Annotated in this window: 30 protein-coding genes and 1 pseudogene; 16 read left to right on the top strand and 15 right to left on the bottom strand. The window is 65.6% G+C overall.

Annotated elements, in window-relative coordinates; genetic code table 11:
• The first annotated feature begins 54 nt into the window (after positions 1-54).
• The 3 genes from LG380_RS07495 to LG380_RS07485 all read left to right on the top strand — a co-directional run bounded on the left by LG380_RS07495 (position 55) and on the right by LG380_RS07485 (position 2,143).
• Complete coding sequence (locus tag LG380_RS07495; protein WP_225764327.1) at positions 55-204, top strand: hypothetical protein; 150 nt, start codon at positions 55-57, stop codon at positions 202-204.
• A gap of 75 nt (positions 205-279) precedes the next feature.
• Entirely contained in the window at positions 280-1,002 is a 723-nt protein-coding gene (locus tag LG380_RS07490) for a pseudouridine synthase (protein ID WP_225764326.1), read from the top strand.
• 34 nt (positions 1,003-1,036) lie between these two features.
• A complete protein-coding gene (locus LG380_RS07485) occupies positions 1,037-2,143 on the top strand; it encodes a sensor domain-containing diguanylate cyclase (protein ID WP_225764325.1) in 1,107 nt (368 codons plus the stop codon).
• Here the strand turns inward: LG380_RS07485 and LG380_RS07480 are convergent.
• The 3 genes from LG380_RS07480 to LG380_RS07470 all read right to left on the bottom strand — a co-directional run bounded on the left by LG380_RS07480 (position 2,117) and on the right by LG380_RS07470 (position 4,444).
• Positions 2,117-3,064 carry a DMT family transporter gene (locus LG380_RS07480; protein WP_225764324.1) on the bottom strand — a complete coding sequence of 316 codons (948 nt, stop codon included), beginning with the start codon at positions 3,062-3,064 and terminating at the stop codon, positions 2,117-2,119. The two genes, LG380_RS07485 and LG380_RS07480, sit on opposite strands and share 27 nt — an antisense overlap.
• Before the next feature lie 71 nt (positions 3,065-3,135).
• Entirely contained in the window at positions 3,136-3,960 is an 825-nt protein-coding gene (locus LG380_RS07475; protein WP_225764323.1) for a DUF72 domain-containing protein, read from the bottom strand.
• Entirely contained in the window at positions 3,953-4,444 is a 492-nt protein-coding gene (locus LG380_RS07470) for a VOC family protein (protein ID WP_225764322.1), read from the bottom strand. Before LG380_RS07470 ends, LG380_RS07475 begins: the two co-directional genes overlap by 8 nt.
• 137 nt (positions 4,445-4,581) lie before the next feature.
• Here LG380_RS07470 and LG380_RS07465 point away from each other — a divergent pair, with 137 nt between their 5' ends.
• Positions 4,582-6,120 carry a serine hydrolase gene (locus tag LG380_RS07465; RefSeq protein ID WP_225764321.1) on the top strand — a complete coding sequence of 513 codons (1,539 nt, stop codon included), beginning with the start codon at positions 4,582-4,584 and terminating at the stop codon, positions 6,118-6,120.
• 51 nt (positions 6,121-6,171) lie between these two features.
• Here the strand turns inward: LG380_RS07465 and LG380_RS07460 are convergent, their stop codons facing one another.
• Positions 6,172-6,561 carry a putative quinol monooxygenase gene (locus tag LG380_RS07460; protein WP_225764320.1) on the bottom strand — a complete coding sequence of 130 codons (390 nt, stop codon included), beginning with the start codon at positions 6,559-6,561 and terminating at the stop codon, positions 6,172-6,174.
• Between the two features lie 19 nt (positions 6,562-6,580).
• Complete coding sequence (locus LG380_RS07455) at positions 6,581-6,955, bottom strand: VOC family protein (protein WP_225764319.1); 375 nt, start codon at positions 6,953-6,955, stop codon at positions 6,581-6,583.
• A gap of 119 nt (positions 6,956-7,074) precedes the next feature.
• Between LG380_RS07455 and LG380_RS07450 the strand changes: the two genes are divergently transcribed.
• Together LG380_RS07450 and LG380_RS07445 are read left to right on the top strand one after the other, a co-directional pair.
• Entirely contained in the window at positions 7,075-7,467 is a 393-nt protein-coding gene (locus LG380_RS07450) for a GFA family protein (RefSeq protein ID WP_225764318.1), read from the top strand.
• 85 nt (positions 7,468-7,552) lie between these two features.
• Positions 7,553-8,596 (top strand): LD-carboxypeptidase, encoded by a 1,044-nt coding sequence (locus tag LG380_RS07445; protein WP_225764316.1) that lies wholly within the window; start codon positions 7,553-7,555, stop codon positions 8,594-8,596.
• An 8-nt stretch (positions 8,597-8,604) separates the two neighbouring features.
• On the opposite strand, the gene LG380_RS07440 is transcribed toward LG380_RS07445, so the two are convergent.
• Complete coding sequence (locus LG380_RS07440) at positions 8,605-9,084, bottom strand: nuclear transport factor 2 family protein (RefSeq protein WP_225764315.1); 480 nt, start codon at positions 9,082-9,084, stop codon at positions 8,605-8,607.
• A 75-nt stretch (positions 9,085-9,159) separates the two neighbouring features.
• Complete coding sequence (locus tag LG380_RS07435; RefSeq protein ID WP_225764314.1) at positions 9,160-9,576, bottom strand: OsmC family protein; 417 nt, start codon at positions 9,574-9,576, stop codon at positions 9,160-9,162.
• Between the two features lie 746 nt (positions 9,577-10,322).
• On the opposite strand from LG380_RS07435, the gene LG380_RS07430 reads away from it, so the two are divergent.
• A complete protein-coding gene (locus LG380_RS07430; RefSeq protein WP_225764313.1) occupies positions 10,323-11,246 on the top strand; it encodes an IS110 family transposase in 924 nt (307 codons plus the stop codon).
• Positions 11,247-11,337: 91 nt separating this feature from the next.
• On the opposite strand, the gene LG380_RS07425 is transcribed toward LG380_RS07430, so the two are convergent.
• The 3 genes from LG380_RS07425 to LG380_RS07415 all read right to left on the bottom strand — a co-directional run bounded on the left by LG380_RS07425 (position 11,338) and on the right by LG380_RS07415 (position 14,991).
• Complete coding sequence (locus LG380_RS07425) at positions 11,338-12,528, bottom strand: tetratricopeptide repeat protein (RefSeq protein WP_225764312.1); 1,191 nt, start codon at positions 12,526-12,528, stop codon at positions 11,338-11,340.
• 70 nt (positions 12,529-12,598) lie between these two features.
• Positions 12,599-12,895: a hypothetical protein gene (locus tag LG380_RS07420; RefSeq protein WP_225764311.1), complete on the bottom strand. Its 297-nt coding sequence runs from the start codon at positions 12,893-12,895 to the stop codon at positions 12,599-12,601.
• Positions 12,896-13,188: 293 nt separating this feature from the next.
• A complete protein-coding gene (locus tag LG380_RS07415; protein ID WP_225764310.1) occupies positions 13,189-14,991 on the bottom strand; it encodes a DUF885 domain-containing protein in 1,803 nt (600 codons plus the stop codon).
• A gap of 71 nt (positions 14,992-15,062) precedes the next feature.
• On the opposite strand from LG380_RS07415, the gene LG380_RS07410 reads away from it, so the two are divergent.
• Positions 15,063-16,219 (top strand): IS3 family transposase gene (locus tag LG380_RS07410; RefSeq protein WP_225764309.1). Its coding sequence is split into 2 segments (ribosomal slippage): positions 15,063-15,303 and positions 15,303-16,219, totalling 1,158 coding nucleotides; the frame shifts between segments, so codons are not numbered across the junction.
• Positions 16,220-16,325: 106 nt separating this feature from the next.
• The gene (locus LG380_RS07405) at positions 16,326-16,682 is read left to right on the top strand and encodes a GFA family protein (protein ID WP_225764308.1); all 357 of its coding nucleotides are present in this window, start codon (positions 16,326-16,328) and stop codon (positions 16,680-16,682) included.
• A 54-nt stretch (positions 16,683-16,736) separates the two neighbouring features.
• Here LG380_RS07405 and LG380_RS07400 read toward each other — a convergent pair whose 3' ends face one another.
• Together LG380_RS07400 and LG380_RS07395 are read right to left on the bottom strand one after the other, a co-directional pair.
• Positions 16,737-17,030: a hypothetical protein gene (locus LG380_RS07400; protein ID WP_225764307.1), complete on the bottom strand. Its 294-nt coding sequence runs from the start codon at positions 17,028-17,030 to the stop codon at positions 16,737-16,739.
• Positions 17,031-17,170: 140 nt separating this feature from the next.
• Positions 17,171-18,088 (bottom strand): peptidylprolyl isomerase, encoded by a 918-nt coding sequence (locus tag LG380_RS07395; protein WP_225764306.1) that lies wholly within the window; start codon positions 18,086-18,088, stop codon positions 17,171-17,173.
• 144 nt (positions 18,089-18,232) lie between these two features.
• Between LG380_RS07395 and LG380_RS07390 the strand changes: the two genes are divergently transcribed.
• The 6 genes from LG380_RS07390 to LG380_RS07365 all read left to right on the top strand — a co-directional run bounded on the left by LG380_RS07390 (position 18,233) and on the right by LG380_RS07365 (position 23,369).
• Positions 18,233-18,598 (top strand): PadR family transcriptional regulator, encoded by a 366-nt coding sequence (locus tag LG380_RS07390; protein ID WP_225764305.1) that lies wholly within the window; start codon positions 18,233-18,235, stop codon positions 18,596-18,598.
• On the top strand, positions 18,595-19,551 hold the full coding sequence (locus tag LG380_RS07385) for a sensor domain-containing protein (protein ID WP_225764303.1): 957 nt from the start codon (positions 18,595-18,597) through the stop codon (positions 19,549-19,551). The genes LG380_RS07390 and LG380_RS07385 overlap by 4 nt, the downstream gene beginning before the upstream one ends.
• A gap of 111 nt (positions 19,552-19,662) precedes the next feature.
• Complete coding sequence (locus LG380_RS07380) at positions 19,663-19,887, top strand: DUF6289 family protein (RefSeq protein WP_225764301.1); 225 nt, start codon at positions 19,663-19,665, stop codon at positions 19,885-19,887.
• A 150-nt stretch (positions 19,888-20,037) separates the two neighbouring features.
• Positions 20,038-20,646: a hypothetical protein gene (locus tag LG380_RS07375; protein WP_225764299.1), complete on the top strand. Its 609-nt coding sequence runs from the start codon at positions 20,038-20,040 to the stop codon at positions 20,644-20,646.
• A 168-nt stretch (positions 20,647-20,814) separates the two neighbouring features.
• Positions 20,815-21,914, top strand: a protein-coding gene (locus tag LG380_RS07370) for an IS3 family transposase (protein ID WP_164081901.1) whose coding sequence is annotated in 2 segments (ribosomal slippage) — positions 20,815-21,073 and positions 21,073-21,914 — 1,101 coding nt in all. Because the reading frame shifts where the segments join, the coding sequence is not laid out codon by codon here.
• A 54-nt stretch (positions 21,915-21,968) separates the two neighbouring features.
• Complete coding sequence (locus LG380_RS07365; RefSeq protein WP_225764298.1) at positions 21,969-23,369, top strand: XVIPCD domain-containing protein; 1,401 nt, start codon at positions 21,969-21,971, stop codon at positions 23,367-23,369.
• 182 nt (positions 23,370-23,551) lie between these two features.
• Here LG380_RS07365 and phaZ read toward each other — a convergent pair.
• Positions 23,552-24,781 (bottom strand): annotated as a pseudogene (gene phaZ, locus LG380_RS07360) (polyhydroxyalkanoate depolymerase); the annotation flags it as partial.
• A gap of 112 nt (positions 24,782-24,893) precedes the next feature.
• Positions 24,894-25,487: a class I SAM-dependent methyltransferase gene (locus tag LG380_RS07355; RefSeq protein WP_225764294.1), complete on the bottom strand. Its 594-nt coding sequence runs from the start codon at positions 25,485-25,487 to the stop codon at positions 24,894-24,896.
• 160 nt (positions 25,488-25,647) lie between these two features.
• On the opposite strand from LG380_RS07355, the gene LG380_RS07350 reads away from it, so the two are divergent.
• A complete protein-coding gene (locus LG380_RS07350; RefSeq protein WP_225764293.1) occupies positions 25,648-26,100 on the top strand; it encodes a CopD family protein in 453 nt (150 codons plus the stop codon).
• Between the two features lie 18 nt (positions 26,101-26,118).
• On the opposite strand, the gene LG380_RS07345 is transcribed toward LG380_RS07350, so the two are convergent.
• Positions 26,119-26,277, bottom strand: coding sequence for a hypothetical protein (locus tag LG380_RS07345; protein WP_225764291.1), 159 nt, complete (start codon positions 26,275-26,277; stop codon positions 26,119-26,121).
• Positions 26,278-26,291: the final 14 nt, after the last annotated feature.

Raw genomic sequence — 26,291 nt, 5'->3', positions numbered from 1 at the left:
AGGTCAGCCGCGCCACCGTGCGCGCCATCGTCGGCCTGGCCCGCGACCTGGGACATGCGGGTGGTGGCCGAGTGGGTGGAGCGCGAGACCCTGATCAAGCCGCTGTGCCAGATGGGCGTGGACGGGCTGCAGGGACACGCCATCCACGTGCCGTGCCCGCTGGCAGACTTGCTGGCCGAGGTCGCCAGGACACCTGCGGCGTGAATGGAAACTGCGCCGGCAACACGGGCTGGTGCGCGCACACCACCGGCGGGGACGGGGATCGCGGATAATTGCCGCATGACGACCCGACTCAACAAACACATCGCCGAAACCGGCTTCTGCTCCCGGCGCGAAGCCGACCGCCTGATCGGCGAACGCCGCGTCACCGTCAATGGCATCCCCGCCGGCACCGGCGCGGTGTTCGGCGAGGGCGACGAGGTCCGTGTTGACGGCCGGCCGTTGCGCGCCCGCGAGGCCAAGAAGCCCGGCGCCCGCCGCCACGTCTACATTGCCCTGTACAAGCCGGTGGGCATCACCTGTACTACCGAAAGCTCGGTCAAGGGCAACATCGTCGACTTCGTCGGCCACGAGCAGCGCATCTTCCCGATCGGCCGTCTGGACAAGGATTCGGAAGGCCTGATCCTGATGACCAGCAACGGCGACATCGTCAACCAGATCCTGCGTGCCGAGAACGGCCACCAGAAGGAGTACCTGGTCGAGGTCAACAAGCCGGTCACCGATGAATTCCTGCGCGGCATGGCCCGCGGGGTCCGCATCCACGACCAGATGACCCTGCCGTGCCGTACCAGCAAGCTGGCCAAGTACGGCTTCCGCATCACCCTGCAGCAGGGGCTGAACCGACAGATCCGCCTGATGGCCGCCGCCTTCGGCTACCGGGTCACCCAGCTGCGGCGCGTGCGCGTCGACAACATCAAGCTGGGCGCGCTCAGGCCCGGGCAGTGGCGCAACCTCACCGACGCCGAACTGCGTATGCTGCTGCCAAAGCACCAGGACTGGTGATCCCCGGTCAGACCCGCCTCGCCATGGAGAACCCATGATCAAGCCCCCGGTCCCCGATAACGAAGCCGAGCGCCTGCAGGCGCTGCACCGTTACCGCCTGCTCGATGGCGAGCGCGGGCAGGCCTTCGACGACCTGGTGATGATCGCCACCACGTTGTGTGGCACGGCCATGGGGGCGGTGACCCTGATCGACTCCGAGTTGCAGTGGCTCAAGTCGGTGGTCGGGCTGGAGGCGGGTTCGACCTCGCGTGACGTGTCCTTCTGTGGCCACGCCATCATGCAGCCTGAGCACCTGATGGTGGTGGAGGACGCCCTCCGCGACGAGCGCTTCCACGACAACCCGCTGGTGACCGGCGAGCCGCACATCCGCTTCTATGCCGGCGCGCCTTTGCTGAGCAGCGATGGCTACGCGCTGGGCACGCTGTGCGTATTCGACCCGGAACCGCGGCCGCTGGGTCCGCAGCAGACCGGGGCGCTGCTGGCGCTGTCGCGCCAGGTGAGCCGGATGATGGAGATGCGCCAGCTGGCGCGCCAGATCGATTTCTACCAGCGCGAACACGACTGGTACGAAAAGCAGCTGGCCGACTACTACGCCAGGCTGGAAGCGCAGAACGCCGACCTGGCCGAGCAGACCCGCACTGATCCATTGACCGGGCTGCCCAACCGGCGTGCGTTCACCGCATCGCTGGCCACGGCGGTGGAGCAGGGCCAGCGCACCGGCCAGCCGGTATCGGTGGCGATGATCGACATCGACCACTTCAAGCAGGTCAACGACTTCCACGGCCACGACGTCGGTGACCAGGTGCTGGTGGAGCTGGCCGCGCTGCTGCGTGCCAGTGCGGCCGGCTGCGGCATGATCGCCCGTTTCGGCGGCGAGGAATTCGTGATGCTGCTGCCGGACCGCAACCTGGACCAGGCCCGGCTGCACTGCGAGCTGCTGCGCGAGCAGGTCAAGTTGCTGCCGCTGAACCTGCCGGTGACCGTCAGCATCGGCGTGGCCCAGCTGCAGCGTGGCGAAGCGGCCGAACACGGCATCCGTCGCGCCGACCAGGCGCTCTACCTGGCCAAGCGTGATGGTCGCGACCGGGTGGCCGTCAGCGAGACCACCGACGGCTCATTCTCCGACGTTGCGCGCCTCTGAGGTCGCCAGCAGTTCGGCGTGCTGCACCGGGCGCCGCCGGTTGAGCAGCGGATGCAGGAACACTGCAGCCAGGATGATGGCCACGCCCAGGTAGAACTGCGGGGTCAGCTCGCGCTGTTCGCCCAGCAACAGCATCGCCAGCACGATCGCGTACACCGGTTCCAGATTGGTAACCAGCTGCACGGTGTAGGCGCTGAGGTGATGCAGCGCCACCAGCGCCAGGGCAAACGGCAGCAGGGTACAGACGCCCGACAGCAGCAACAGCAGCAGGCCGTCATGCAGGTCGGGTACCACCCACAGGTCGGCGGCCAGCGCCGGCAGCAGGAACGGCAGCAGCGGTGCCAGCAGGGTCAGGGTCAGGGTGCCGGCGCCCAGTTCCAGCGCGGTCACGGTCAGCGGGTCGGCATGGGCGACCATGCGCTTGTTGAACGAGCCGAACAGGCCCACGAGCAGCGCCGAGGCCGCCCCCACCGCCACGCCCAGGCGCATGCCGTCCGGCACGCCGCCAACCACCAGCGCCACGCCCGGCAGCACCGCGATGCCAAAGGCCAGCTCGCGCAACTGGAACGGCCGCCGCGCAACCCAGGGTTCGATGATCGAGGTAAATACCGGCGCAAGCGCGATGCAGGTGGCCGCCACCGACGCATTGGCCAGCTTCACCGCGCCGTAGAATGTGAGCCAGTGCAGGGCGACCAGCGCGCCGATGCCGCAGTAGGCCAGCGCCAGCTTCGGGTTGAGCGCCGACAGGCCGCGCCACACGCGCGGGATCAGTGCCAGCATCGCCACCACCAGCAGCATCCGCCACCACACCAGGGGCAGGGCGGGCAGGGTGATCAGCTTGCCGAGGATGGCGGTGATGCCCCACAACAGCACGCAGAAGTGGATTTGCAGCAGCGCCTTGCGGGTATCGGTGATTGGCATCGGCGCATTATCGCCCGTCGCCCGCGCGCGGGCAGTGCCATCGGTCCCATCCCCGGGCCGGGGTCGTGGTTTCAGCCAGTCAGCAGTTGCTGCAGTTTCATCGCCGCGGCCGGATTGCGGTGCTTGGCCGAGCTGATGAAGAAGGTGAACACCTCGCGCTTGCTGCCCTTGGCCTGCACCGAGTCCACGTGGGGCAGCTCGGCCAGGTCCTCGCCGGCGCGCCAGCGATGCAGGCGGTCGGCCCACTTGGCCAGCTCCGGCGCGGTGTAGCCGGTGGCAATGTCGCGGCTGCGCATCAGCCGGGCGTAGCAGAAGTCCGCGGTCAGATCGGCATGGGACGGGTGATCCTGCGAATCGGTGAACACCAGTGCCACGTTGTGGGCGCGCAGCTGCGCCAGCACCGCCTCGTCCACGAAACCCGGGTCGCGGATCTCCACCGCATGGCGCAATGCATGACGACCGGCGCGGGCCGGCAGCAACTGCAGGAAGGCGGCGAACTCGTCGGCATCCATCCGGTAGCCCTCGGCGAACTGCCACAGCAGCGCGGCCAGGCGATCACCGAGGGTGGCGATGCCGCCGATGAAATCGTCCACCTGGGGGCCGGTGCTGGAGAGCTTGCGCGAGGCGGTGATGCGCTTGGGCGCCTTGGCGGTGAACACGAAGCCCTCCGGGGTCTCGTCGCGCCAGCGTGCGTAGGTCTCGGCCTTCTGCGTGCCGTAGTAGGTGCCGTTGATCTCGATGGCAGTCAGCTGGCGGCTGGCGTATTCCAGCTCGCGCCGCTGCACCAGGCCTTCGGGATAGAACATGCCGCCGCGCCACGGCGCGAAGGTCCAGCCGCCAATGCCGACATGGATGCCGTCGAGGCGGGGCGGGGCGGGATCGAACAGGTCAGTCATGGGCGGGCCGTGGCTGGGCAGGAGAGGGCGATTGTGCCGCGTCGCTGGCGGTCGATCCGTGCGCCAGCCACGGATCGTAGGTGCCGAACCACCAGAGGTGGCCTTCCAGGTCGCGGCAGGCATAGCCGCGGCCACCGTAGTCCTGGTCGGCGATGTCGATCACCACCTGCGCGCCGGCCGCGGTGGCGCGGGCGTAATGCGCGTCGGCATCGGCCACGATCACGCAGGCGCTCTGGGTCTCGCGCAGGCCGATCTCGTCGGGCTGGACGATGGCCTTGCCCCAGACGCTGTGGCCGCCGGCCGAGCCGAGCATGATCATCCCGCGGCCGTACACCAGCTCGGCGTGGTGCACGGTGTCGCCGTCCTGGTACACGGCGTGGCGCTCGAAACCGAAGGCCCGGCACAGCCACTCGATCGCGGCCGGGGCTTCGCGATAGCGCAGGCAGGGAATGAGGGTGGCGATGGTATCGGCCGGCTGCGACATCGGCTTTCTCCGGGGCACGGGAGGTCGAGCGTGTGCACTGCCGCGTTACCATCGTGCGAATGCCCGCGGGCCGGTGCTGCGCCCGCTACAACCGGAGAAGCGTGTTGAACAAGTCGTGGTTTGGGGGAGTGTTGCTGATGGCCTGTATCCCGACGGCGGCGGCCGAAGTGCCGGCCCGCCTGCAGCAGCTGGACGAGACCATCGAGCGGGTGCGGGCCGAATTCGATGTCCCGGGCATCGCCGTGGCCGTGGTCAAGGACGGCGAAGTGGTTCTGGAGCGTGGCTGGGGCGTGCGCGAGCTGGGCAAGCCCGAACCGGTCGAGCCGGACACGCTGTTTGCGATCGCCTCCAACACCAAGGCTTTCACCGCCACCGCGCTGAACCTGCTGGCCGAGGAAGGCAAGCTCACGATGGACGACCGGGTGATCGAACACCTGCCCTCGTTCCGCATGTCCGATCCCTATGTCACCGGCGAGATGCGCATCCGCGACCTGTTGGCCCACCGCAGCGGGCTGACCCTGGGCGCCGGCGACCTGCTGTTCTGGCCGGCCACGCGCTACAGCAATGCCGAGGTGGTGCAGCGCCTGGCCAATGTCCCGCTCAAGGGTGGCTTCCGCGACCGCTACGCCTACGACAACATCCTCTACGCCGTGGCCCAGCAGGTGATCGAGCGCGTGTCCGGGCAGTCGTTCGCCGACTTCCTGCAGCAGCGCATCTTCGACAAGGTCGGCATGGACGGCACCCGCTACAACGCCGACCACCTGCGCCCGGGCGACAAGGCCGCCATCGGACACGCCAAGTACGACTTCACCGACCTGCGCACCGTGCCGCCGCTGACCTGGTCCAATGCGGCCGGCGCCGGTGGCATCTATTCCAGCGTCCATGACATGGCCAGGTGGATGAAGGTGCAGCTGGCCGAGGGCAAGCTCGCCGACGGCACGCCGCTGTTCACCGAAAAGACCCAGCAGCAGATGTGGCAGATGCTCATCCCGCAGGTGGTGAGCAAGCCGAACGTGCCGCAGCTGGAAGCGGCCATGCCCAACTACGCCGGCTACGGCCAGGGCTGGAGCCTGAGCGACTACCGCGGCAACAAACTGGTCTGGCACACCGGCGGCTGGCCGGGCCAGGTCTCGCGCCTGACCCTGGTGCCGGGCAAGGAGCTGGGCGTGGTGGTGCTGACCAACCAGGAAGTCGGCGCGGCCTTCAACGCCATCACCATGAGCGTGCTCGACGCCTTCCTCGATGCGCCCGAAACCGACTGGGTTGCCGCCTATGCCGCCTCGGTGGCCAAGTCGAAGGACAATGCCGACGAGCAGTGGCGCAAGCACGTGGAAGCCCGCAACACGCGCTCCAAACCGTCGCTCCCGCTGTCCGGCTATGCCGGCAATTACCGCGACGCCTGGTACGGCGACATCGCCATCCAGCAGCAGGGCAGGCAGCTGCGCATGCGCTTTGCCAATACCGACCAGCTGGTCGGCACACTGGAGCACTGGCAGCACGACACCTTCATCGTGCGCTGGGACGACCGCGCGCTCAACGCCGATGCCTTCGTCAATTTCAGCCTCGATCCGGACGGCAAGGTGCGCGAGGTGCGCATGCAGGCGGTGTCCTCGCTGACCGATTTCAGCTTCGACTTCCAGGACCTGCTGCTGCGTCCGGTGCCGGAGAAGAAGTGAGACCACCGGCATCCGGGCCGGCTGCGTGCCGCCCGGATGCCGCAGGTATCGTCAGGCCACGGGGAGCCCGTGGCCGCCTACCGGCGCGGTTTCGATGTGCTGGTCGAAGCCGGCAATCAGCGGGCGACCCCGCGCGATCGCGTCCTGCACCGACGGCAGCGACAGCGAGGCCTTGTGGCTGGCCGCGTTGTCCCAGACCTCGGTGATCCAGATCGCATCCCCGTCGCCGGGGTCACGCGCCACCACATAGCTCAGGCATCCCGGCATGCCGCTGACGCCTTCGAGCAGGATCTGGATCAGCGCATCGCGCTGGCCGGGCACCGCCCGCATCTTTCCGATCAGTCCGTACATGTTTCCGCCCTGGGTAATGGATGTCGCGCCGGCGCTGGCAATCACTGCCCCGGCAGTGGCAACGATGAAACCACGTCTGCTGATGTGCATGGCACTCCTCGTCAAGCCGCTAGCGACCAGCCTGCAGCTCCTGGCCGAACATCAGGCGGTGACCATCGGGTGTGCGGATGCCGAACTCACGCATGCCCCAGGGCTTGTCGGCCAGCAACTGGGTGAACTCCACCCCGGCCGCGCGATATTCGTCGAACAGCGCGCCCGCGTCATCCACGGTGACATAGCCGTACCAGCTGTGGTCGCCCAGGGCATCGGCCGGCAACGCATCCGGGCATTCGCCCAGCATCACCCTAAAGGCGCCACGTGACAGGAAGCTCCAGCCCGGCGCAGTGAAATCCACCGCCATCCCCAGCGCCGAGGTGTACCAGGCCGTGGCGCGGGCAAGGTCGGGCTCGGCCAGGGTGAAGCGGACCTGGGTGATGGTGGCCATGGTCAGTCCCGCAGGGCGACGGGCGAACGATACGCGCGTCCCGGCCAGCCCCTTGTTCAGCCACGCCGGGCGCACGCCGCCGCTAGCATGAGCCTCCGGCTGAGACGCGAGGAGTGGGCATGGATCGGTTCAATGGCGGCTGCCAGTGCGGCAACGTGAGGTTAGTGGCCACCGGCACACCCTGGCGGGTCGGCATCTGCCACTGCCTGGGTTGCCGCAAGCACCACGGCGCGCTGTTCAGCGCCTCGGCAATCTTTCCCGAGGACGCGGTCAGCGTCGAAGGCGAGCTGCACGACTACAAGGCCCGGCATTTCTGCCCGGCCTGTGGCTCGTCGGTGTTCGCCCGTACCGACGACGAGGTCGAAATCCACCTGGGCGCGCTCGATGCGCCCGACCAGCTCATGCCGACCTACGAGGGTTGGACCGTGCGTCGTGAGTCGTGGCTGCCGCCATTCCCGCTACGTCAGCACTACGAGCGCGACCGGGAGGTACTGGGCAGGGAGCAGCCGTAGCGTTGTCCGCAGCCCCGCGTTCTCCTGTTGGCCGTGCCACGCCGGTATTGCTAGATTGCCGTGCGAACTTTCGGAACCAGACTCGATGGATAGACGGCGATTCATTGCGGGCACCGCGCTGGCGGCCACGCTTCCCCTGATCGGCCTGCGCGGCGCCATGGCGGCATCGCCCAGGGGCCGGCTGCTGGCACCTGCGCTCAACAAGGGCGACACCGTGGGCCTGGTCAGTCCATCCTCTGCCACTGCCGACCGGCTGGGCCTGCAGCTGGCCCGCGAGCAGATGGAAGCGCTCGGCTTCAAGGTAAAGACCGGCGAGCACTACGCCGCGCGCCATGGCCACCTGGCCGGCACCGATGCCGAGCGCGCCGGTGACCTCAACGCGATGTTCGCCGACAGGCAGGTCAAGGCCATCGTCTGCGTACGTGGCGGCTCGGGTGCCGCGCGCCTGCTGCCGCTGCTGGATTACGAACTGATCCGCCGCAATCCCAAGGTGTTGCTCGGGTACTCGGACATCACCGCGCTGCACAGCGCCATCCACGCGAAGACCGGGTTGGTCACCTTTCACGGCCAGATCGGCGCCGGCAGCTGGAACCGCTTCAACGCCGACCAGTTCGAACGGCTGTTCTTCCAGCGCGAGCTGATGGAGTACCGCAACAAGGTCGACCACGACGGCGAGCTGGTGCCGCGCAGGAACCGCACCCTGACCCTCCGCCCGGGCATCGCGCGTGGCGAGCTGGTCGGCGGCAACCTGACCGTCCTCACCGCGCTGGCCGGCTCGCCTTACCTGCCGGACTTCCGCGGCAAGATACTGTTCCTGGAGGACGTGGGCGAGGCGCCGTACCGCGTTGACCGCATGTTCAGCACCTTGAAGCTGATGGGCGCGCTCGACCAGATCGCCGGCTTCATCTTCGGCGAGTGCAGCGACTGCAGCCCGGGCGACGGTTACGGCTCATTGACCCTGGACGAGATCCTCGACGACTACATCCTGCCGCTGAAGATCCCCGCCTACCGCGGCGCGATGATCGGCCACATCCCCGAGCAGTTCATCGTGCCGGTCGGCGGCAAGGTGGAGATGGATGCAACGGCCGGGACGTTCCGCCTGCTGGAGCCGGTGCTGGCGGCGGATTGAGCCGCCGGTCAGTCAGCGCCCGACTCGCCCACCTGCGGGCCGGGCGAAGGCGGGCTGCCCTTGTCGATGATCACCCGCCACGTCCCGGGCGCTTCCAGCCGCCAGACCGAGTTGAAGCGCGCCACCACCTTGCCGTTAGGGTCACGGACCGGCCCGGTGCTTACTGCCAGCGTTCCGGATTGCAGTACTTCCACCTGGTCCGGCTCCCAGGAAAACGGCGCCGACTCACCCTGGAAGAACGCCGACCACTCCTGGACCACCGCGGCCTTGCCATGCACGGCGGTGGTGCCGGAGAAGAACAGCGCGTCGTCGGCAATGAAGCGTCCAAAGGCCGCAAGGTCACGTTTGGCCATGCTGCGTGCGAACGCCTTCTCGGCCTCCCAGACCTGATCACGTGCCGACGTTGGCGGCCCGGCCACCACGGAGGACGACCAGGCAAACAACGGCAAAGCCAACGCCAGCAGGCGCGACGACCAGGCAGGGGACATGGCGGTTCTCCGGGCGGGTGGATGCGATGGGAAACGCGAAAACATGCATGGCACGACCACACCGAAGCGGCCGGGTCAGTCCGCCGGATCGTGCCGTGCAACCCGTTCGACGGCACAGCCTGCCCGCAGTGTGTTGTGCACCTCGGCCCGCCGGTCTGTCTCCGACAGCAGTTGTTCAATCCGTTCTAGGGCTGCGCTGGATTCCACCCGTGCCGCGTAGCGGATCGACGCGGCGCCCTGGCCGATGCCGTTGAAAAGGGCGGTGGCAATCACTTCGCACGCGGAAATGGCAATGCCCAGCCGCTCCGCTTCGCGGTAAAGATCGTTGCAATAGCAGGTAGCCACCGCCAAGGCGAGGAACTCGCCTCCATTCACCGCGCTGCCGCGGCCCGTGGCCTTCGCGGGAACTGCCAGGGTCTGCAGGGATGCACCGGTGGCGACCCGTACCTCAACCCCATCAAGGCTACTGACGACCTTTGCCGAGATTTCCACGTGCGTTCTTCCCAAGGCGGAAATCGATCCGAACGCAAAACGCAGCACAGACTGGCCAGGTGCAGGCGCCGTTGATCAGCCTCACGAGTACGACTCGAGCAGGCAGTTATGGAGCGTGTTGCGAGGAAACGCGACTCTGACCCCGGTTTTAATCTCCCCCAGTTTTTTTAGGCGCCGCCCGCGCTGGCGGGATAGCACCTGGAAATGGCGTCTTGCACAACGGGCGCCACAGTGTGGGGGCCGATGCCCCGCATCTGACAATAGGGAGAGGCAAGCCAGGCCTGCAACTCCCTAGCGCCCTTGCTGGCGTTGCAGCCTATGCAGCACAAGACAATGTTCTCGCGCGTGACAATGCGCATGTCATTGATGATGTGCTCCCAGCTTGGGCGGCTCCGCTTTGGGCCATCCCGATCGGAAAAAGGAGATCGGCAATAAACGCAATCAGTGTCGCGTGCGATTACTTCCGCCTCAAGCCAACTTGGAATGTTCCATCGGTTCATTGATTTTCCGGAGCAGTGGGTACGCGCCTAACGCCTTATGTCTTGAGTTTCCCCTAGCCTAAGAGCCGAGAGCCCGGCGTGCGCGCCCGATAACGCCTCGGTGTCAGCACCACCGTAATTCAGCAGGGGCCGCACGCCGGATCTCGCGCCCTGCGCCCGAACAGTTGATCGAGGTTGCCCTCGAACTGATAAGCGTGGGCCTCGGGCGCGATGCTCTCGACCGGCCAACTCTAGCGGAGAACGGGCATGCGGGCAGCAGGGATCGACGTGGGCAAGGCCAATCTGGATCTGGCCGTAGATGGGCAGCCGGGCGTGGACCGCTTCGCCAACAACCGGGCGGGGATCACCAAGCTGATCAAGCGCCTGGAGGCAATGGACGTGCAGCGGATCGTGGTCGAGGCCACCGGCGGTTACGAAGAGCCGCTACTTGAGGCCTGTTGCGATGCCGGGCTCTGGATTGCGCGGGTCAACCCGCGTCAGGCGCGGGATTTCGCCCGGGCCACCGGTGAGCTGGCCAAGACCGACGCCATCGATGCCAGGCTCCTGGCGCGGAGGGCCGGGATGTTCGGTGATCGCCTGCGCGGCCATGTGGCACCGCCCGCATGGCAGCGGGAGCTCCGCGACTGGCTTCGGCGCCGTGGCCAGGTGGTCGTGCTGCTTCAGGCGCAGAAGCAACAGGCGGCCATGGCCCCACCGGAGGTCCGCAAGCTGGTTGCACGGACCGTGGCCGCACTGACCCGGGAACTTGCCGCCATCGAGCGGTCGATGAAGGCCTTGATCCAGGAACACGCTTCACCCGCGCTGCGTTCAAGCAAAGGTCTCGGGCCGGTGTTCCAGGCCACCGTCCTTGCGCTACTGCCGGAGCTTGGCCACCTCGACCGTCGTCAGATCGCCAAACTCACCGGCGTGGCGCCGATGAACCGGGACAGCGGCCAAGGACAAGGCAAACGCCGGATCCGGGGTGGGCGCGCTCCGGTCCGCGTCGCGCTGTACATGGCCACGCTCTCGGCGGTGCGTTGGGATCCGCTGATGAAGGCGCACTACCAGCAGCTCAGGGCACGCGGGAAGTTGGGCAAGGTTGCGTTGGTGGCGTGCATGCGCAAGCTGCTTGGCATCGTCAACGCCAAGCGACGTGACGAGCTCAGGATGGAAGGCTTGGCGCTGGCTTGAGCGGCGCGCTTCAAGACAGTTGCTGAATTAAGCCGCGCCGCGAAGCGGCGTCGGCTTGAATGAATTGTTAGGCGGCTGCGATGTTGATCTGTCACTTGCAGATCGCTGGGCACGTTTTGCCTGTTCCTCCCGGACCCGAGTAACAAGGCCCCCCTGGGCCTGCGTAACAAGCGCCACCTGGCCCGGAATATGCAGGTCCACCGGGGCCATCATATGCAGGGCCGCCTGGCCCGTCATAGCGGGCTCCACCGGGTCCTTTGTATGCCGGGCCACCGGGGCCGTCGTATTCAGGCCCGCCCGGGCCTGCATAACATGCTCCGCCTGCACCACGATAAGCAGGTCCACCGGGACCGTCATAGGCGGCCCCGCCTGGTCCGTTGTAGCAAGGGCCGCCGGGTCCGGCGTACCCCTTGCAGTTACAGATGTTTTGCTGCGGAGCTGATCGCTGGCGCGGTGCAGAAAGCACCTGACCGAACGCCCCTAACGCCCTGCTCCGCGATGTATCTGTAGATGGCGATAGTGCTGATGGCTCTTCTAAACGGATCAGACTAGCTAACTCAGACGCTCGCTCTGGGTCCAGCTTTTTGAGCTTGTCATAGGCCTCTGTAGCTCGATCATTATCGCCGTCAAGCTTGTGATATGTGTAGGCCAAGTAGTACCAAGCGGAAGCGTAGTCTGGGTCGTTCTTCAAGGCTCGGCGAAAATAGTCTATTGCCGAGTCGTACTGACGAGAGTTGTCGTATATCAGGCCAAGGTAAAGGAGTGCTGTTTTGTCGTTTGGGTCGAACTCGACATACTGTTCAAGGCTCCGTGCAGCCTCGATATAGCGTCCAGTCCTCATTTGTCCGTACCCTAAGTTTTTTAGAGCGGGCATGGAGTTTATGACCTTCAAGATTCCACTGGAGATGTTTACTGCGTCGTAGTTTTCTTTGCTCTCAATCGATTTATCTGAAAGGCGTATCCAAAAATCGAGCAGTTCCGGCCGTTCTCTAATTGAACGTGAAACAGAGTTTATTGCGCCAGAAGAATCGTCCTGCCGTTCAAGAGCTATGTACAAGGAATACCAAGAAAACTCATCCGACGGCCGCGCTTCTGTCCATGCGCTTGCATGCTTAGCAAGACCGCTCCAGTCCTTGCTCTTTTCTAGAGCTATGGCCTCATCTATCCACTCGGAACCCGGCTTGGGATCGCGATCTGCGCTTTGAGCTGCGTTAAAAGTCGATATGCCAAACACCAAGAGGATGGTTGCTATGTACTTGAACAATGTGATCGTTTTGGTCATATCAGTCTCGTCGGAAATGCGAACGCGCCAGTGACTTACTGTAAGTGTGCTAGATGTTTGCGCGTTCCGCTCACTCGGTCAGTGTCCAGGATTGCAATTGTTTTTCATTGCGGCGGATCCGTGGGTGGGCCGCGCAAAGAGTTGCAACGCGGCTCTCCGATAGATTGGTATTAGATGCAATCGCGGCAGTGCTGCGGAAATCAAAGCCAGTGGAGGATTTGGAGTTGCTCAAGAATTCGTAGATGGTCGCGCTGTCACGACGATCTCTGTGAGCCTTAGCAACCCATCCAATGCTCCCCACAATCGCCGCCCCAACCAGCGTCGAAACAAGTGCGTTGTTGCTTATGAAATTTATCAAGCGATTCATGATCTCTCCATGCCGCCTAACTCTAAGTAGACCCCAGAAGTGGGGTGTAGCATGGAGTATCGCCCGATGCTCTGGGGTTGGGAAGCGGCGGCAGGCCTTGCAGGGTCAATGCCTTGGGCGCTTTGCGAGAGACCGGCCCAGCCGGCGATCCTCCGTGTAAAACCCCATTTTTGCTGGATAAGCACTTATCACCTCGAAAACGGGGGATAACGCCGCCGCCGGAGTTCTCATGGACAAGAAAAAGCCCGGCAAACGCCGGGCTTTTCACCACCTCACATCACTGCACCAACCCATCACTCAATCGGCTGGTCCAGCATCAGCTGGCGGGCGAACCGTACCGGCGGGGCACCGTAGGACAGGATCTGGTCGTGGTAGGCCTTGAGGTTGAAGTTCGCGCCCTGCTTTTCCTCGACCGTCTTGCGGGTGTCGAAGTGTTCCTGCGCGCCGACGAAGTAGGTCGGCAGCTGGGCGGAGGTGAGCTGGGCGCGGATCCACTTACCGGCCGCTTCGCTTTCCTGCTGGAAGGCGTCGTGGGTCATCAGGTGCATGGCCTGCTCGCGGCTCCAGTTGTCCACGTGCACGCCCTGGTCGAGGATCGCGTTGGCGATGGTGCGCAGGTAGAACTTGAGCTGCACCAGGTGGAACAGCGGGTCGTTATCCAGGTAGCCCTCCTGCTGCATCATCCGCTCGGTGTAGACCGCCCAGCCTTCGGCGAACAGGCCCGAGCGCAGCACGGCGCGCAGGGTGGAGGGGAACTTGCCCGAGTGCCAGCCTTCCAGGTAATGGCCCGGCGTGCCCTCGTGGATGGAGAGTAGGTGGATCATGCGGCTGTTGTATTCGCGCAGGAACGAATCGACCTGCTCATCGTTCCATTCGTCGGGAATCGGCGAGACCGCGTAGAAGGTCTTGAGGTTCTTGTCGAGTGGGCCGGGCGAGTCGCAATAGGCCACGGCCACGCCGCGCTGGAATTCGGGCATCAGGATGATGTCCACCGGCGCGTCGGGCAGGGTCATCAGGTCTTTGCTGCGCACGAACTCGGTGGCGTGCTCGAGCGAGGCCTTGGCGTCGTCGACCACCTTGTCGCGCGCCGGCTTCTCGGCATAGGCCAGTTCCAGCGCGGCCTCGATGGCCTTCTGCTGCTGGTCGTCACTGGGCTGGTCGGGCAGGGCCGGGGCGCCGGGCTTGTCCTTGAGCACCGTCTGGGCGATGCGGTACATGTCCTGGCGCACGCGGGTCAGTTCGGCGCGGGCGCGCTCGCCGATCTCGGCGCGCGAGAGCGAGGAGTTGAGCGAGAACTTCAGCTTCTGGTCGTACAGCTCGGCGCCGATGCGGAACTCGCCCTTGGCGTTGGGCACCAGGGTCTTGTCCAGCCATTCCTGGTAGCTGGCCACTTCGCTGCGCAGGGTCTCGAGAGCGGCGTTGAGGCGCTGCTGGTCGGCGGCTTCCAGCTCGCCGATGTGCGGGACGATGAAGCTGTCGACCAGGCTGAGGATGCCGCGGTTCTGCTTGGCCACGGTTTCGGCGTGGATCTTCGGCACGCGCGCCGGGTCCAGGTTGGCGCGGGCGGCGGCGTAGACCTGCGGGACCTTCTCGATGCGCGAGATGGCCGACTTCATCCGCTCCGGCAGCGGGGCGAACTCACGCGCCATCAGGCTGTAGATCGCGCCACCGGCCAGGCCGTTGTAGACCTGCGGGTCCCACTTCCAGGACTGCAGGGTTTCCACGTTCCAGATATCGGACTGCAGCTGGTTGCGCAGGATGGCGGCGTCGACCTGGTTCTCGCGCGAGAGCTGGGCCACGTCGATCGCGTCCAGCTCGGCAAGCAGGGCCTTGGTCAGTTCCAGGCCCTTCTGCTGGCCGGCCTCGGACATGTCGTCGATCTCGCCGTCATAGCGGTGGTCGCCGATCTGGGTGGCGCTGGTCGGCGAGAGCTGCATCCAGGTGTCGAGCGCCTTCTGCGAGAGCTCGGCAAAGCGGGCGTCGGCCTGGCTCTGCGAGGCCGCGGCGGCGGTCGGGGTTTCGGCGGTGGGCGCCTTGTCGTTCTGGCAGCCGGTCAGGGCGGCGAGCAGGGCGGCGGCGAGCAGTTGCTTGCGCATCGGTGGTCCGGGTTCACCCCCGTTTTCACGGACACTTACAAGAAGGCCGATTCAGGCCATGAGGAGTGTTCATGTCAAAGCGTCGTAAGTTCAGTGCCGAGTTCAAGCGTGGTGCGGTGGAGCAAGCCAGTCGGCCAGGTGTCAGCTGCGCTCAGGTAGCCCGTGAGCTGGGCATCCGTGACAGCCTGCTGACTCGCTGGAAGCGGGAGGCACAGGCGGTGGGAAAAGCCGCCTTTGTTGGCACCGGTAGCCCGCGTGACGAGGAAGTTGCCCGGCTCAAGCGCGAGTTGGCCCGGATCACCAAGGAGCGGGATTTTTTGCGAGAAGCGGCGACGTTCTTTGCCAAGGGATCATCCTGAGGTATCAGGTGATCGAACGTTGCCGCGATGAGTTTCCGATTCGCCTGATGTGCCGTTGCCTGCGGGTATCGACCAGTGGCTACTACGACTGGAGCAAGCGACTGCCCAGTGCTCGACAGCACGACAACGAGCGCTTGCTGAGCCGTATCCATGCGCTGCACCAGGACAGCCGGGGCACGCTGGGGGCCGGCCGCATGCAGGAGGATCTGGTCGAGGAAGGGTTGATGGCCAGTCGGAACCGGGTTGCCCGATTGATGGCGGCAGCGGGCCTGCAGGGCTGGCCACGCCCGAAACGGCGTGGCCAGCGCGCTCAACCGACACTGACGCCGCCGGGCGTGCGCAACCTGCTGGAGCGTGATTTCAGCGCCCTGGAGCCGGAAACCAAGTGGGTGACCGACATCACCGAGATCAAGACCCAGCAGGCCAAGCTGTATCTATGCGTCGTGCTGGACCTTTTTGATCAGCGCATTGTGGGCTGGTCCATGCATCATCGGCAGGACCGGCAGATGGTGATCAGAGCGGTGCAGATGGCGGTTTGGCAACGGCAGGAGCGGCATCCGCTGATCCTGCACTCCGACCGCGGCAGTCAATTTCGTAGCGGCGATTACCAGGGCTACCTGGCCGCCAATGGCCTGCTTTGCTCGATGAGTGCGGTGGGGCATTGTGGCGACAATGCAGCCTGCGAGGGCTTTTTCGGATTGCTCAAGCGCGAGCGGATCTATCGCACAACGTATCCCACACTCGATGCCGCCCGGTCCGATGTGTTCGAATATATCGAGCGCCGCCACAACCCCAGGATGCGACGGCGCCGGGGCAAGCAGGACCAGAAGTTTTCAGCCCTTTCCAAACAGTCCGTGATTTCGGGGTAGAACCCTCCTGTGGTGACGGAAGGCCGCCAGCATAGGCGGTGCCTGCGATCGGGCACACATGCCGTTGGTTGGCTTAGGCTGGCGCTTTCCCAGCCAGGAGTGCGCCATGAAGTACGACGGAAGCTGCCATTGCGGAAAGACCGCCTTCACCGTGGACGCCGGCGACGGCATCACCGAGGTCTACGACTGCAACTGCTCGATGTGCCGTCGCCGCGGCGGCCTGCTGTGGTTTGCGCCGGCCGCGGCGCTGACCCTGCATACCGACCGGGCGGACCTGGGCACCTACCAGTTCAACAAGAAGCACATCGACCACCATCACTGCCCGGTGTGCGGCATCGCCCCGTTCAGTGAGGGCCGGAACCCGGGCAATGGCGAGGCGATGGTGGCGGTCAACGTGCGCTGCCTGCCGGAGCTGGACCTGGCCACGCTGACGGTCAAGCAGGTGGACGGCGCCAGCCTCTGAGGCCGCGCCGCGGGCAGGCGTTCGCCGGGGTGGCGAAGCCTGCCGGGACGGGGCTCAGCCCTCGTCCTGTTCGAACTCGACAAACACTTCCAGCTCGCGGGCCAGAATCTCGACCGCGGTGCGCACCTTCTCGGCCGTGGCTTCGTTGCCGACTTCCACTTCGAACTCGCTCATGCCCGGGCCTTCGTCGTCGGACAGCCCGGCCGAGCTGGAATCCTCGTCGTCCAGGTGGGGCATCAGGTCGTCGGTTTCCTCGACATGCTCGACGCCGTCCAGGCTCTGCAGCAGGTTGCTGATGGCGCGCGAATCGTCGTCGCTGCCGGTGATGCGGATGCGCAGGGTGGGCATGGTGGTCCTTCCATTTCTCGGGACCGGCAGGGTGGCCGAAACCCGGCAAAGGGCAGGTGAAGCGAAACCGCCGGACGCCTTGCCACGGCACCCGCTGGAACCGAATGGCCCGGCATTGCGCCGGGCCAGTGCTGCAGTGCTTACTTGCTCCCCGGTGCCATGCGCACCGGCAGCGGCACGTTGCACAGGTCGATGTGGCCGGCCGGGCGCTTGTAGAAATCGTCGCGGCGATTGCGGCGGGCTTCGGTGGCGTCGGCGAAGGTCTTCGAATCGGTGCGCAGCACCTGCAGCGGGATGCGCTCGGCCGCCGGAACCTCGCTGGCCAGGCGGATGGCGCGGATCGGCGTGCGCTGCGCCGGGTCCTCGTAGAAGCCCATCGGCTCGGGACCGCGCGGGATCACGCTGAGCAGTTCCATGCCCTTCACCACGCGGCCGACCACGGTGATGTTGCGGTCCAGCTGGCGCGGCGACTGGCCGGTGACCACGTACAGCTCGGCGCCGATGCTGCTGTCCTCGTCGGTATTGCGGCCGGCCCCGAGCGCACCGTAGCAGTGGGCCAGCCAGGTGGTGCCGTCCTTCGGGTCGCGGCCGACCGGGAAGCCATCGACGAAACCGACTTCATCGGCCCAGCCGTCGGAATCGGGCAGGGCGGTGAAGTCCAGGCCCTTGGACGGGCGCTGGAACTCGGCCGGCAGTTTGGTCTTCGCCTTGCCCAGCGAGCGCGCCTTGGCCGGATTCTCGCCGTCGGGATCGCCGAACTGCACGACGAAGTTGTCCTGCGAGCGGTAGATGTTCAGCCCGTCCCAGAAGCCACCGCGGGCCAGGGTGCGGATGTTGTCGACATGCTCCGGCGCGAACGCCGGGGCCAGCTCGATCACCACGGTGCCGCCTTCCAGGTCCATGTACAGGGTGTTGGCCGGGTCCAGGGTACGCCAGTCGCTGGCCGGTGACTGCGACAGGATTTCCTGGGCGCTGCGGTACTTCTCCGCCGCCGGTGCGGTGGTCGACAGGGTGGCCAGGGTGAGGGCGCAGGCAAGCAGGGCAGGGCGGAGGGTCATCGGGCGCTTCCGGCTGGGTGAATCGCCCGATTCTGCGCGATCGGCTCCCGCACGGGCCAGCCATGCACGGCCATGACTAACAGCACATCCGCTATACCGAACTCAACACTAGTATTGCCTTCAAGCTAGTCCGGGAGCGGGGCGATGACCGATATCGAAGCCCATCTGAAGAAGTTCCAGAAGGAGTTGAGCGCCGGGACGGTGTCGCTGGTGCTGCTGGCGGTGCTGGCCAAGGCGAAGGAGCCGCTGTACGGCTATCTCATCGCCAAGGAACTCGAGCGCATCGGCGGCGGGGTACTCAGCGGCAAGCAGAGCGCGCTGTACCCGGTGCTGCGCAACCTGGAAGGCGCCGGCCTGCTGGAGAGCCACGTGGAGCCCTCGGTCTCCGGGCCGCCGCGGCGCTACTACCGCATCAATGACGACGGGCGTGCAGCGCTGCGGCAGTGGGCCGCGGCGTGGGATGCGACCCGCGATTCCGTGGATTCCGTGCTGGGAGGGACAAACGCATGAACGAACACATCCAAAACGGACGGCCCTTGCCGACGACGATCCCGCAGTACCTGGCACAGCTGCGCGAAGCCCTGGCCGGGGCCGACCCGGCGATGATCCAGGACGCGCTGTACGACGCCGAGGAGTACCTGCGCTCCGAACTGGCCGAGCAGCCCGGCAGGAGCGAGGCCGAGGTGATCGCCGGCGTGGCCAGCAGCTACGGCGCGCCGGAAGAAGTGGCCGAGATCTACCGCGAGACCGAGATCACCGTCAGCCGCGCGCTGCGTACGCCGGTAGTGTCGGCCGCGCCGGCACGCAAGCCTGCCGGTGCACCGCCTTCGCCCCCGAAGCCGCGCTCGCTGCTGGCCCGCTTCTTTGGCGTGGCGGTGGATCCGCACACCTACGGCGCGCTGTTCTACATGCTGCTGTCGCTGGCCACCGGCGTGTTCTTCTTCAGCTGGGTGATCACCGGCCTGTCACTGTCGTTTGGCCTGATGATCCTGATCATCGGCATCCCGGTGACGGTGCTGTTCTTCGGCTCGGTGCGTGGCCTGGCGCTGCTGGAAGGGCGTCTGGTGGAGGTGCTGCTGGGCGAACGCATGCCGCGTCGTCCCACCTACACCGACCGCAGCCGCGGCTGGTTGCAGCGCATCGGCGACATGTTCACCGACAGCCGCACCTGGCTGACGATGCTGTACTTCGTGCTGATGCTGCCGCTGGGCATCGCCTACTTCACGGTGACGGTGACCTTGCTGGCCACCTCGATCGGCCTGATCTGGGCCCCGGTGGGCGTGCTGTTCGACACCTATGGCGCGATCTACTGGGATGGCGAGCAGCTGTCCTTCCTGCACACGGTGCTGATGATGCTGGGCGGCGTGCTGCTGCTGTTCCTGACCCTGCACCTGGCGCGCGGGGTGGGCAAGGTCCACGGCCTGGTGGCCAAGCGCCTGCTGGTGAGCTCGCGGGTGGTCTGAGGGGCGATGTCCCGGTCTGGGAACCGGTTAACAGAAGCCGGCGTGGTTTCGCGTGGTTTCCTCCTGGCGTGGCGGCGCGGTCATCCGATCGCGCCAACTGGAGAAGAACCAATGCATCGCAAGGGCAGGAAAATCTTCATCCGTTTGCTGGGGCTGGCACTGCTGGCCGGTGTTTCGGCCACCACCCAGGCCGCATGGCAGGGCACGTGGCTGTACTACAACGCCGAAGGCGCGCTGGTCGGCAGCTGGACCGCAGGATGCGGCGAGGCCGATGGCCGCTGGGGCGAGACCACGTCCAGGAAGACCTTCATCCAGGGCTGCAGTGTGGCCTGGTAATCGCCAGAACTCCCCGTGTCACAGGGCCCCGCTTCGGCGGGGCCCTGCGTTTTGGGGACCATGCATTTGCCGCGTCGTTCTTGCCCTGCGTCACTGTCCTGCACGTCCGTACCTGCCTAGAATCGGCCACCGGACATAAAGGACGCTCCGATGCTTAACTACGTGGGCCCGGCAACGCTGGCCCTTTCGCTGATCATGACAGGATGTTCTTCCGCGATGACTTCCAAAGCCCCCATCGCCTCCATCGCCAAGCCCGACGAGAAACGCGAGCCGGTCGAGTGGCCGCTGAAGTTCCAGGTGCATTACTTCAATGCGTACAGCTTCAGTACGCGCGGCTGCAAGGTCTATTACTCGAACATGTGGCGGCGGCTTGATCCGGAAGATGAGCTGCAGGGCTCGTCTGCTCGGCTGGGTGACAAGTACCCGAATATCCTGACTGCGAACATGGGGCCCATCCGCAACTTCCCAGAGCCCGCCCGGGTCAGCTGGATTTCCAGTGACGGAACTCCGCTGGAAGCAGAAGTCGACATTGGCGAGATATTCAGTGACCAGCTCGTGCGCCATAACCTCAAGCGCGATGAGGTATCGACCGAAGGTGTGGGGCCGGGGACGATGCCCGGCATCATTCTTGAGGTGAATGATCGGACCATCAACGTCTACATGCGGGCCCATATTTCCACTCGGGAACTGCAGAAACCCGGCAACCCGCACAGCGATTTCAGGGACGACCTGATTAAGGTGTACACGCGGACTTACTAGTCACGGAGGCGGCATGGGTTCGACCGACAAGGAACGTCGAGGCGATGGTGTTGCTGCAGACCTGGCCACGGCCGAGGATCTGGAGACGTTCGCGCGGGCGCGACGTCCCCCCACCTTTGAGTAGCGCCGCGATCTGGAGTCCAATCCCCAACGACAAGGAGATTGGACGTGAAGAAGCGTTTTACCGAAGAACAGATCATCGGCTTCCTGCGTGAGGCCGAGGCCGGCCTGCCGGTCAAGGACCTGTGCCGCCGGCACGGCTTCAGCGAAGCCTCGTACTACCTGTGGCGCAGCAAGTTCGGCGGCATGAGCGTGCCCGACGCCAAGCGCCTCAAGGAGCTGGAGGCGGAGAACACCCGGCTGAAGAAGCTGCTGGCCGAGCAGATGTTCGAGAACGACGTGATCAAGGACGCCCTGCGAAAAAAGTGGTGACCGCACCGGCTCGACGCGAGCTGGTGCGGCATCTGGTGGACAAGGGGCTGAGCGAGCGACGATCGCTGGCGGTGGTGCGCATGAGCGCCAGCGCCTACCGCTATGCGCCACGTCCGGACCGCAACATTGAGTTGCGGGCGCGGATTCTGGCGCTGGCGCAGCGGCACAAGCGCTACGGCGTCGGGATGATCCACCTCAAGCTCAGGCAAGCGGGGCTGCTCGTGAACTACAAGCGCGTTGAACGGCTGTACCAGGAGGCGAAGCTGCAGGTGCGGCGCCGCAAGCGCAAGAAGGTGTTGCCGGGCGAGCGCCAGCCGCTGATCCGGCCGCTGGCGGCCAATCAGGTGTGGTCGATGGACTTCGTGTTCGACCGCACCGCCGAAGGTAGGGTCATCAAGTGCCTGACGATCGTCGACGACGCCACCCACGAGGCCATCGCGATCGAGGTCGAGCGCGCGATCTCCGGATTGGGCGTGACGCGCGTGCTCGACCGTCTGGCGCTCGCCCGTGGCCTGCCGCAGGTGATCCGCACCGACAACGGTAAGGAGTTCTGCGGCAAGGCCATGATCACCTGGGCGTACGAGCGCGGCGTGCAACTGCGCCTGATCCAACCCGGCAAGCCGAACCAGAACGCCTACGTTGAATCCTTCAACGGCCGCCTGCGCGACGAGTGCCTCAACGAACACTGGTTCACCCACCTGCTGCACGCGCGGACCGTCATCGAAACCTGGCGCCGGGAATACAACGAGGAGCGGCCAAAAAAGGCATTGGGCGGACTGACACCGAGCGCCTACGCGAAGCAACTGGCATCCACTACCATCCACCCCGGACTCTAAATCGCCCCGCTACTGAAAGCGGGGGGACGTCGGGCGCAGGAACAGCTCGACCATATGCGGATCCCATTGCTGCTGGATAGCAGGGATCCGCATCAGCGCCTCTACGTAGCGGCGCTTGATGGAACCGGCAACAGCATGCTCAACGACGTTCCAGGGAAGTGGAGTGTAGTTGCACGCACGTTTGCCCAAGTGGTGGACTTGGCCCAGAACCAGGGCATTACCCACATAGCGGGTGGGTACGTAGAAGGAACTTTTACCCAGGAAGGACTACTTCGAGCTCCGTCGAGAATGATCGATGGGCGCTTCGGCCACTCCTACGAGGAGCGGGTGGAGACGGCTTATTACCACCTGTGCCTCAGGGCGAAGTCATGGCTGGACGAGGATCCTCGCGCTCAGATCCGCGTAGTAGGCGTCGGCTTCAGCCGCGGCGCGGAGCAGACCGCAACCTTGCTGCGGCTGATCGACGAACGGGGTATCCGCAATCCGGAAGGCGCAACGGTCAGGTTCGACCGGGACGGACTCGTCCAGCACATTGTTTACGCGGACAAGCCACTGCTCGCCCCCCCTCGCCAGACCCTCCAGGCCGCGTTGCTGTACGACCCGGTTGCCACCGGCGTCATGGACGAGGAACGGCGGCTGCCGGCTTCCACGCTGAGTACGTTCCAGATCACCGCCACGCGGGAGAGGCGGGACCTGTTCCCGGTTACCCGTCACGCCGATCCGGGACTGAGCAACGACGATCGCGACCTCAATGCCGAGGTCAACACCAGCCACAGCGGTGCCGGCAATACCTACCAGCTCAATGGGCTGGGGGTGATGAGTTTCAACCTCGGCGTGGACTTCCTCAACCGCCTCAGCGACCAGCCTTTCCTCAGGAAGCAGGCCCTGCCGGAGAAAGAGGCGCACTACGTGATCCATCGTTCCGAGCAGCACCTGGGCGGGATCTACGGCACCCGCCAGTACGACCGGAATGGCGTGCGCAGCCATGTGGATGATCTTTCGCCCCTGCCGGGAGTACAGCGCCGCGATCCCATCGATCCGACGCTGGACTCACTGGTCGAGCGCAGGACGGCTGCGCCGCAGGTGCCGCCTTCCGTGCAGGCGATGCCGCTGTACCAGCAGTCGCTTGCGGCGCTGCAGGAATTGGGTCCGGATGTCGCCGGTTACCGCAGCCAGCGGGAGGTGGAACACATGGCCGTGTCCGTCGCGGCGCAGGCGCGGATCGATGGCCTGCAGCGTGTGGACGGAATTGTCCCGGTCAAGGAGGGAACGGCGCTGGCGGCCTTCCAGGAGATCCAGGACACCGGCGTGCGGCTGCGCTCGGTATCGGACCGGCAGCAGGCCGTCGACCGACCGTTGGAACAGGGAGTCGAAGAGCTGGTCCGCGACATGGCCGTGCAGGAGCGCGAGACGCAACGCATGCAGGAGCAGGCCCGCAGCCCGGTCCTGCACTGAGTGTCCGTTCCACTGGCACCGGCTGGATCAATCCGTCGGCGCGAAAAAAGGCCCTGCGATTGCAGGGCCTTCATTTCTCAGGCGCTCGCCTGGCTTTTCTTTCGCGGCTTCGCAGGGGCTGCGACGCTGGCTTTGCGCTTGGCCGCCTTGCGGGGCATGGCCGAGGCCGGCCTCGCGGCAGCGGCGATGAAGTCGCGCACACGCGGGTAGACCTCCTCGCGCCAGCGGCGGCCGCTGAAGATACCGTAGTGGCCGGCGCCTTCGACGACGATGTGGCTGCGCTGTTCATCCGGAATGCCGGTGCACAGTTCGTGCGCGGCTTCGGTCTGCCCAAGGCCGGCGATGTCGTCCAGCTCGCCCTCGATGCTGAGCAGCGCGGTGTCGCGGATCGCCGACGGGTCCACGCGCTCGCCACGGACATGCCACTCGCCACGCGGCAGCAGGAACTCCTGGAACACGATGCGGATGGTGTCCAGGTAGTACTGCGCCGGCATGTCCAGCACCGCGTTGTACTCGTCGTAGAAACGACGGTGGGCGTCGGCGTCGTCCATGTCGCCCTTGACCAGGTCGGTATAAAAATCCCAGTGCGACATCAGGTGGCGGCTGGGATTCATCGACAGGAAACCGGCGTGCTGCAGGAAGCCCGGATACACCTGCCGGCCGTGGCCCGGATACGGCGGCGGCACGGTGTGTATGAGGTTGTTCTCGAACCACGACAGCGGGTTGCGTGTGGCCAGGTTGTTGACCGCGGTGGGGCTGCGTCGTGCGTCGATAGGTCCGCCCATCATCACCAGCGAGGGCGGCGTCGGCTCACCGCGGCTGGCCATCAGCGAGACCGCCGCCAGTACCGGCACGGTGGGCTGGCAGACGCTGACCACGTGCACCTTGTCCGCGCCCAGGTGGCGGATGAACTCCTGCACGTACTCGATGTAATCCTCCAGGCCGAAGTCGCCGGCATCCAGCGGCACCATGCGTGCGTCGATCCAGTCGGTGACATAGACCCGGTGGTCACGCAGCAGCGTGCGCACGGTGTCGCGCAGCAGGGTGGCGTGATGCCCGGACAGCGGCGCGACGACCAGCACGGCCGGCTGCTGAAGCATGGCCTCGACCCTGGGCGACTCGTTGCTGTGGCGCTTGAAGCGCACCAGCCGGCAGAACGGCTTTTCCAGCTCGGTCAGTTCGGCTACCGGCACGATCTCGCCGTCCAGCTCAATCCCGTAGATGTCCCACTCCGGCTTCTCGTAGTCCTTGCCGATACGGTGGAACAGCTCGTTGACCGCCGCCACCCGGTCAGCGCCGGGCAGGGACGACCACCAATGACCCTGCTTGGAGAAGAACGCGGCGTTGGCCTGAGCCTGATGCACCCAGGGGGCGAGCAGGTTCCGGGTCAACTCATGGAGTTGGTAAAGCATTACCGACCAAAATGTACAGTCTTATGTTGCCGTGCAGCATAACGTAAAGCCGCCGGCGACAGGTTAAGGGTCCGGGCCCCGGCCCGGAACGGTTCATCCTGCCCAACGCCCGTCAGCGCGAGGCCTCCAGGGCAGCGGCCTCGCCCTGCAGCGCAGGCGAGAGCCAGCAGTGCGAGCCCACCCCGGTGAAGCCGACGCTGGCGAACTGGCGGCGGTACCAGCTGGCCGGACGCGCCTGGAAGCCATCGTGGTCACCTTCGAACTCATCCTCGGCGGCAAAGGTCTCCAGGAACGCCACGCCGCCGCACAGCTCGGCCAAACCGGGCAGGCCCCGGCGCAGTTCGCGATTGGGCAGGTAGTGCATCACGTCCGAGCACACCAGCAGGTCCACCGGCGCGCACGGGCGCAGCCAGGCGAAATCGCCAAAGCGTGCAGGGTGCAGGTTGCGGGTGCGGCCATAGCGCTGCACCGCATAGTCGCTGCTGTCGAAGCCCATGTACTGCAGCTTCGGGCGCAACTTGAGCAGCGGGGCACGCCAGGCGCCTTCGCCGCAGCCGACATCTAGCACGCTGCGGATCGGGCGTTCCAGGTAGTACTCGGCCATCGCCACGGCCATGGCGACCTTACGCGCCAGCCGCGCGCTGCCACCAATGTCCTCGCGCCGGTACCAGCGCTGGAAATAGGACTGATCGTAGTGTTTGTCCATGACGTCCGCCGCGCGAAAGGCGCACATGCTACGACGCCACGCCGCAGGGATGTACGTCCGGGCGTGCGGCACGTGCCATCGATTCACCGATGGGTGCGCAGGGCGGGAGATTGGGCGAGAATCCGCGCTGATCTTCCTCGCCAGCCAACGGAGCAAACGCATGCAGGCCTATCTGTGGATCAAGACCTTCCACCTGGTGTTCGTGGTGGCATGGATGGCCTCTGTGTTCTACCTGCCGCGCATCCTGGTCAATCTCAGCGAAGCCGCCGGCCAGGCGCAGGTGCTCGAGCGGCTGCAGTTGATGGGCCGCCGCCTGTACCGCTTCGGCCACACGATGTTTGGGCTCGCCTTCATCCTTGGTCTGGTGCTGTGGCTGGGCTACCGCGTGTTGCCGGACTTCCCGACCATGGTCGGTGCCGGGGCCGGCTGGCTGCACGCCAAGCTCGGCCTGGTGGTGCTGCTGGTGATCTACTACAGCGTCACCGGGCGCTGGCTAAAGGCCGCCGGTAACGGCAAGGCACTGCCGTCCTCGCGCGCGCTGCGCTGGTTCAACGAGCTTCCGCTGCTCCTGTTCATTGGCGTGGTCTACCTGGTGCTGGCCAAGCCGTTCTGAGCGCGGCCGCGCCGCAGCTCAGGCCGCGCTGGCCGTCGCCACCGCGCGGGCGGGCAGCGTCGGGGCAGGCGGCAGCGGCATCTCGAACGTACGCACGCCGGCCGGCATGCCGTTCTCCTTGACCGCCTCACCCAGCAGCCCCAACGCGGTGGTGTGGTCGGCTTCCGGGAAATCCAATACACGGGCGACGC

It is taken from the genome of Stenotrophomonas sp. Marseille-Q4652 (assembly GCF_916618915.1).
In the GTDB taxonomy this organism is placed as follows: Bacteria; Pseudomonadota; Gammaproteobacteria; order Xanthomonadales; family Xanthomonadaceae; genus Stenotrophomonas.
This window is presented reverse-complemented; position numbering and strand designations above follow the sequence as displayed.